The sequence below is a fragment of the Stenotrophomonas sp. TWI377 genome (assembly GCF_039674525.1).
GTDB lineage: Bacteria > Pseudomonadota > Gammaproteobacteria > Xanthomonadales > Xanthomonadaceae > Stenotrophomonas.
In genome coordinates, this window is record NZ_JBDJNT010000001.1 from 399549 (window position 1) to 406367 (window position 6819).

The 6819-nt window shown below is 65.0% G+C and carries 5 protein-coding genes and 1 pseudogene; 4 read left to right on the forward strand and 2 right to left on the reverse strand.

What is annotated here, in order from left to right:
• Positions 1–491 precede the first annotated feature (491 nt).
• From ABE546_RS01700 to ABE546_RS01715, 4 genes and pseudogenes are all read left to right on the forward strand, one after another.
• Positions 492–2795: pseudogene (locus tag ABE546_RS01700) on the forward strand (ribonucleoside-diphosphate reductase subunit alpha); the annotation flags it as partial.
• Between the two features lie 81 nt (positions 2796–2876).
• Positions 2877–3917, forward strand: coding sequence for a ribonucleotide-diphosphate reductase subunit beta (locus ABE546_RS01705; protein ID WP_313211945.1), 1041 nt, complete (start codon positions 2877–2879; stop codon positions 3915–3917).
• Positions 3918–3929: 12 nt separating this feature from the next.
• A complete protein-coding gene (locus tag ABE546_RS01710; RefSeq protein WP_313211946.1) occupies positions 3930–4394 on the forward strand; it encodes a flavodoxin in 465 nt (154 codons plus the stop codon).
• The gene (locus ABE546_RS01715) at positions 4388–4711 is read left to right on the forward strand and encodes a thioredoxin family protein (protein ID WP_313211947.1); all 324 of its coding nucleotides are present in this window, start codon (positions 4388–4390) and stop codon (positions 4709–4711) included. The genes ABE546_RS01710 and ABE546_RS01715 overlap by 7 nt, the downstream gene beginning before the upstream one ends.
• Positions 4712–4763: 52 nt before the next feature.
• Here the strand turns inward: ABE546_RS01715 and ABE546_RS01720 are convergent, their stop codons facing one another.
• Together ABE546_RS01720 and ABE546_RS01725 are read right to left on the reverse strand one after the other, a co-directional pair.
• On the reverse strand, positions 4764–5075 hold the full coding sequence (locus ABE546_RS01720; RefSeq protein ID WP_346462699.1) for a DUF3817 domain-containing protein: 312 nt from the start codon (positions 5073–5075) through the stop codon (positions 4764–4766).
• Between the two features lie 113 nt (positions 5076–5188).
• Positions 5189–6799 (reverse strand): ShlB/FhaC/HecB family hemolysin secretion/activation protein, encoded by a 1611-nt coding sequence (locus ABE546_RS01725; protein WP_346462465.1) that lies wholly within the window; start codon positions 6797–6799, stop codon positions 5189–5191.
• Between the last annotated feature and the right edge of the window lie 20 nt (positions 6800–6819).

Sequence of the window (6819 nt, forward strand, 5' to 3'; positions counted from 1 at the left end):
CGCCATCCGGTTGCGAACGCATCACCGCCATGTGATCTATCAAATGATAACGGCTCGCATTTGCGTTTGATAGTGCAATCTGTATGGGATGTTCATGTGTACAGGAGAGCCCCCCTGCGACAAAAAAGCACTACATATCCGGTTGACGATCCACCTTAACCCCACTATGTTGTGCTCATCGGCTCCCCGCTTCCGCCAGGCCCGGTGCATCGTCGCAACGCCGCGTTGCTGTTTGACGCCCCGTTGCGCCCACCTGACCGGCGCCTGGAAGCATGGCCCGTCGCCACCGATGTGAGCCTGCGGCGACGTATTCCTGCACACGCAGGGCCTGCCCACCAATCACGCCTTCTGTCCGGCTGCCGCACGGCGCTGCCGCGCTGCCTGCCGGGCTCTGCGCCATGCATGGAGAACGCATGAACACCGACGACACCGTCGCTTCGACCCTCACCCCGCCCACGGACACCCCCGTTGATGCGGCCCCCGGCAGTGACACGCTGTGGATCACCAAGGAGGGCGGCAATCGACGCATGCCGTTCGACCAGGCGCGGCTGCAGCGCACGGTGCACAGCGTGCATGCCGAGTTCCCCCAGCTGGACGTGGCCGATTACCTGCGCAGCGTGCTGGGGCAGATCGCGCGGCGGCAGCAGCTCAGCGCCGATGAGATGGTGGACCTGCTGATCCGCGAGGCCGAATCGCGCATCGACCTGACCGCGCCGGACTGGGAGCACTTCGCCGCCCGCCTTTACCTGCGGCGGCTGTACAAGCGCGCCAGCAAGAACCGGTTCTACGATGCCACGCTGAAGTACGGCTCGTATGTGGGGCTGCAGGAGAGCCTGGCCGACCGCAACGTCTACTCGATCGACATCCTCAAGGCGTATTCCAAGGACGAACTGGACGAGGCCGGGCAGATGATCGAGCCCGAGCGCGACACCTTGTTCGCCTACAACGGCCTGTACCTTCTGGCCACCCGCTACCTCGCCACCGATCACTCGCGCGCCGTCTACGAGTTGCCGCAGGAGCGCTGGCTGACCATTGCGCTGTACCTGATGCAGCACGAACACGAGCACGGCGACCGCTCGCGGCGGCGGCGCATGCTGCTGGTGCGTGAGGCCTACTGGGCGCTGTCCAACCTGTACATGACCGTGGCGACGCCTACGCTTGCCAATGCCGGCAAGGTGGGCGGCCAGCTGTCGTCGTGCTTCATCGACACGGTGGACGACAGCCTGCAGGGCATCTACGACTCCAACACCGATGTCGCGCGCGTCTCCAAGCACGGCGGCGGCGTGGGCGCCTATCTGGGCTATGTGCGCTCGGCCGGTTCCTCGATCCGCGGGGTGGCCAATTCCTCCGGCGGCGTGGTGCCGTGGATCAAGCAGCTCAACAACACCGCGGTGAGCGTGGACCAGCTCGGCCAGCGCAAGGGCGCGATCGCGGTGTACCTGGATGTCTGGCATCGCGATATCGAGGCCTTCCTCGATCTACGCCTGAACAACGGCGACCAGCGCCTGCGCGCGCACGATGTGTTCACCTCGGTGTGCCTGCCCGACCTGTTCATGGAAGCGGTGGAGCGCCGTGGCGACTGGTATCTGTTCGACCCGTACGAGGTGAAGCGGATCAAGGGCTGGTACCTGCAGGACTTCCATGATGAGCAGCGCGGCCAGGGCAGCTTCCGCGAGAAGTACGAGGAGGTCGTGGCCGACGAACGGATCAGCCGGCGCACCATCAAGGCCATCGACCTGTTCAAGCGGATCATGGTGAGCCAGCTGGAGACCGGCAATCCCTTCATGTTCTACCGGGATGAAGCGAACCGGAAGAACCCGAACAAGCATGCCGGCAGCATCTACTCCAGCAACCTGTGCACGGAGATCCTGCAGAACATGAGCCCCACCCGCATGATCCAGGAGATGATCAGCGGCGACCAGATCGTGACGACAAAACAGGCCGGCGATTTCGTGGTGTGCAACCTGTCCTCGATCAACCTGGGCCGCGCGGTGACGGCCGCACCGGACCTGCTCACCAGTGACGTGCTGGAGCGCCTGGTGCCGATCCAGGTGCGGATGCTGGACAACGTGATCGACCTCAACCAGCTGCCGGTGCCGCAGGCCACCATCACCAACCGCAAGTACCGCGCGATCGGCCTGGGCACGTTCGGCTGGCATCACCTGCTGGCCCTGCAGCAGATCGAGTGGAACGGAGTCCAGGCCGAGGAGTACGCCGATACCCTCTACGAGCGCATCAACTACCTGACCATCCAGGCCAGTATGACGCTGGCCAAGGAAAAGGGGCGCTACAGCGCCTTCGTCGGCAGCGACTGGCAGAACGGCGAGTACTTCCGCGCCCGTGGTTATGACAGCCCGGCCTGGCGTGAACTGGCGGCGCAGGTGGGCGTCAACGGGCTGCGCAACGGCTGGCTGATGGCGGTGGCACCGAACATGAGCACCGCCCAGATCGCCGGCTCCACGGCCTCGATCGATCCGGTGTACGGCGCCTTCTACTACGAGGAGAAGAAGGACTTCCGCCGCCCCGTCGCTGCGCCGGGCCTGTCGCTGGAGACCTATCCGTACTACGAGAAAGGCGCCTACCGGGTCGACCAGTTCGCCAGCATCCGCCAGAACGCCCGCCGCCAGCGCCACGTGGACCAGTCGATCAGCTTCAACCTGTACGTGCCCAGCACCATCCGCGCCAGCACCCTGCTCGCGCTGCACATGAGTGCCTGGCGCGAGGGACTGAAGACGACCTACTACGTGCGCTCCAACGATATCGACATAAGCGAGTGCGAATGGTGCAGCAGCTGACGCACGTCAGCCCCTTGACCTGTAGTGCCGGCCGTTGGCCGGCAACTCGCACTGCCCGAAGAGAAACAAGGACACACCCCGATGGCCATCCCCCTCGAACGCATCAAGATCCTCGAACCGCGCCACCCCAACCGCTCCACCGGCATCATCAATGGCCGCACCAGCGGCATCCTCAACTGGAACGACATCCCCTACCCGTCCTTCTACCGGGCGTACAAGGAGCTCTCGACCAACTTCTGGATTCCCGACGAAGTCGACATGAAGGGCGACGCGCGCCAGTACGGCGAGCTCAATGCGCGCGAGAAGAACGCCTACGACTCGATCATCGGCCTGCTCGCCACGCTGGACTCGCCGCAGACGCGCTTCATCTACAACGTTGCCGAGTACATCACCGACCCGGCGGCGCACGCCAATGCGGCGATCATCGGCCAGCAGGAAGTGATCCACAACGAAAGCTACAGCTACGTGCTCGCCTCCATCGCCGGGCTGGCCGACCAGAACCGGGTGTTCGAGATCGCCCGCACGCACCCGACCATCCTGGCCCGCAACGCGCCGATCATGCAGTCCTACCATGACTTCATGCGCGAGAAGACCGCCGAGACGCTGATCCGCGCACTGATCCAGTCCTCGATCCTGGAAGGCATCAACTTCTACTCCGGCTTCGCGTTCTTCTACAACCTGGTCCGCCAGAACCGCATGACCGGTACCGGCAAGATCATCAGCTTCATCAACCGCGACGAGCTGGCCCACACCAAGTTCATCAGCGAACTCATCCGCGCCATCATCGGCGAGAACCCGGCGCTGCAGGGCGAGCAGCTGACCGCCTACGTGCATGAGGCCTTCGAGCACGCCATCCAGCTGGAAACGCGCTGGACCGGCGAAGTGCTCGATGGCATCGACGGCATCGACGTGGACGAGATGATCCGCTACGTGAAGTACCGCGCCAACAAGATGGCCGGCATGCTCGGCATCGAGAAGCTGTACAGCGAGACCAATGTCAACGTGATGCCGTGGATCAAGGCCTACGCCGACAACTTCACCGAGACCAAGACCGACTTCTTCGAAATGCGCAACGCCAGTTACAAGAAGACCAACGCGGACAACGGATTCGATGACCTGTAAGGAGGCATGGCGATGCACATTCTGCTGGCCTTCGCCTCGCTGAGCGGCAACACCCGCGAGGTGGCCACGTTGATCCGGGCGCGCTGCGAGGCACTGGGGTACCGGGTGCACTGGGTCGACGTGGATGCCGTTGACGCGGCCGTGGCGCTGGCGGGAGAGCCGCCTGCCCTGTGCCTGGTCGGTTCCTGGACGGACAACGCCGGGCGTACCCCGGCGGAGATGAAGGACTGCGTGGCCGCGCTGCGTGATCGCTTCGGCATGCCACTGCCGTTCCCGGTGGCGGTATTCGGTACCGGCGAGACCCAATGGGGCGAGGAGTACTACTGCGGCGCCGCCCACCGGCTGGCGCGGTTCTTCGGCTCCCCGTACCCGGTGCTGGAGATCGAGCAGATGCCGCACGGCGCCGAAGACACCCACACCATCCACCACTGGGCCGACAGCGTGTTGGCCCGTACCGAGAGCCCTACGACATGCTGACCCTGCACGCCCAGACCGCCGAGGACTACCACGCCGCCGTGCGCGAACACCCCGCCCTGCTGGTGGATTTCCACAAGGACGACTGCCCAGGGTGCCGGATGCTGGAGATGTCGTTGGCCAGTGTCGCTGGCGCCATCGCGGATGCAGGGATGACGCTGTTGAAGGTCAAGCTGGAAACAGTCGGCGAGGGATTGTTCCGCGAACTGGGCTTGCGGCAGACGCCGACGCTGCTGGTGGTGCGCGACGGTCACGAAACGGCGCGGCTGGCGGGGTTCCAGTCGCCGAAGCAGATCCTGGCGGTGTTGGGGGCTGGGTGATGCCTGAAACAAGGAGGCCCCCGCAAGGAGCAGAGACCTCATTGCGCGTGCGTTATCGCACCGCTGCCGACAACAGCCCACGACGCTTGAACCACCACTCCAACGGCAGCGTCACCAGCGGTGGCACCGCCGCGGCCAGCGCCAGCAGCGCGGCCCACCACGGCCACCGCAGCCGGATCGCGGCGAGCACCGACACAACCACGTAGACCATGAAGGCCACACCGTGCACCGGGCCGAAGATCTTGACCCCGACCGGGGTCGGATCGGCCGCCCGGTACTTGAAGTACATGCCGATCAACAGGCCGGCCCACGTCAGGGCTTCGACGAAGGCGACCGTGGCGAACACGCGGCCCATGGGGCTGATTGGCAAGGCACGCTTCAAGATGGGCTCGGGGTCGTAACGGAAAGGACCCGCATCATAGCCAGCGAACGGTTTTGATGCGAATCATTCTCAGCATGCAGCGCCGGCCCTGCCGTTCACCAGCGTGCACTGATCCGGAAGTCGGCGCGCAGGCTGTCATCGTCCTGCAGCACTTTGTCCAATGGGTGGCCAAGGTCAAGGCTGTAGCTGTAGCGCTTGGCGAGCTGTCCATTCAGGCCGACGCCGACGCTGCTGATGCTGGCCGAGGTGGGATAGTCGCCACGCACCTCGCCGTGATCGAAGAACACGTAGACATCGTGCGCCTGCCGATAGGGCCGGTGCAGTTCGACGCTACCGAAATAGCCTTTCACCCCGGAGAGGGTGCCGCGAACATAGCCACGCACGCTGCCGATGCCGCCCACCTGGAACAGGTTGCTTGAGGGCAGGAAATCGCCGTTGGTGAACTGCCATCCCAACTGTGCCCGGTACAGCAGGCCGCTGCTGCCGATGCGCTGTGTCCAGCTGGTGGATCCGTTGGCGGTCGTGAAGGCACGCCCCTCGGCCAGCGTCTCATCGGTACGGATGCGCGACACGCCCTGATAGAACGTCCAGTCGTAGCCGTCATTGCGGTAGCCGGTGCTGACACCCAGGGTCACCGTGGTCGAATCGACCTCCGACACCCGCACATCACCGATATCGGACACGGCGTTGCTGCGCGAGACGTTGGCGATGGTGGACAGCAGCCAGTTCGGCGTGGCCACCCATGGCTGGGTGAAGTCCAGACCATAGCTGGTCGACTCGCCAGTGATGTCCAGGGCCCGGTATGCGCCGTCGATGATGTTGATCTGGCTGCGCGACACGCTGGCGCCGACACGGCCGTTGCGCGTGTTGACGATGCCGGAGTAGCCGATGCGCCCTTCCAGGCCACCGCGCGACCACGCCACCGAGCCGGCCAGCAGGTCACTGATACCCGCCAGGCCCCAGAACTGGCCATGCGCACCGTAGCGCTCGCGGCCCGTGGTCTCTACGCCGGAATTATCGACGAACACGCCCCAGTTGCTTCGGTCCGGCACCTCGGCCAGCAGCACGATATCGGTCTGGCCGGCGGCCTGGCCGGGCCGCATCAGTGCGCGCACCTGCAGATCGGTGGTGCGGTTGAGGTAGATCAGTTCATCGCGCAGGCGATCGCTGCGCACCACTTCGCCTACCGGCTGCCGCACCCGCCGTTCCACAAAGCGCACCGGCACCTTGCCCTCCCCGGTCACCTCCAGCGTACCCAGCGTGCCTTCCAGCAGGGTGACGTCAACGCGCCCTTCGTTGATCGACTGCTCGCGCAGAAGCGCGCGTGCCGTACTGATCCCGGCGGCCTCGTAAGCCGCATTGACGTCGGCCACCAGTGTTTCCAGCTCGGTCAGGTGGACCTCGCGCCCCTGGTAGCGGGCGGCGATCGCATCGAGCGTGGCCTTCGGCAGCAGCGCCGATGGACTGAAACGCACCTCGCGGAGCACGAAGCTGCCGCGGACGTCGGCCAGCCCGCTTTGCCCCGCCGGCGCAGTCGCCGGCTGCACCGGGTCCACCACCGGGCGCTCCGGCTGCAACGGCTGGCGCTGCTCGTAGTAGCCGTCAATGCGCTGTGCGGTGTCCTTCCCCGCGGTGCCACTACTGTTCTGTGCATGTGCAAGACAGGGAAGCAGCGCGCTGCCGATCAGGAACATCCCTCGGTACATGGTGTGTTTTCCGTCGTTCA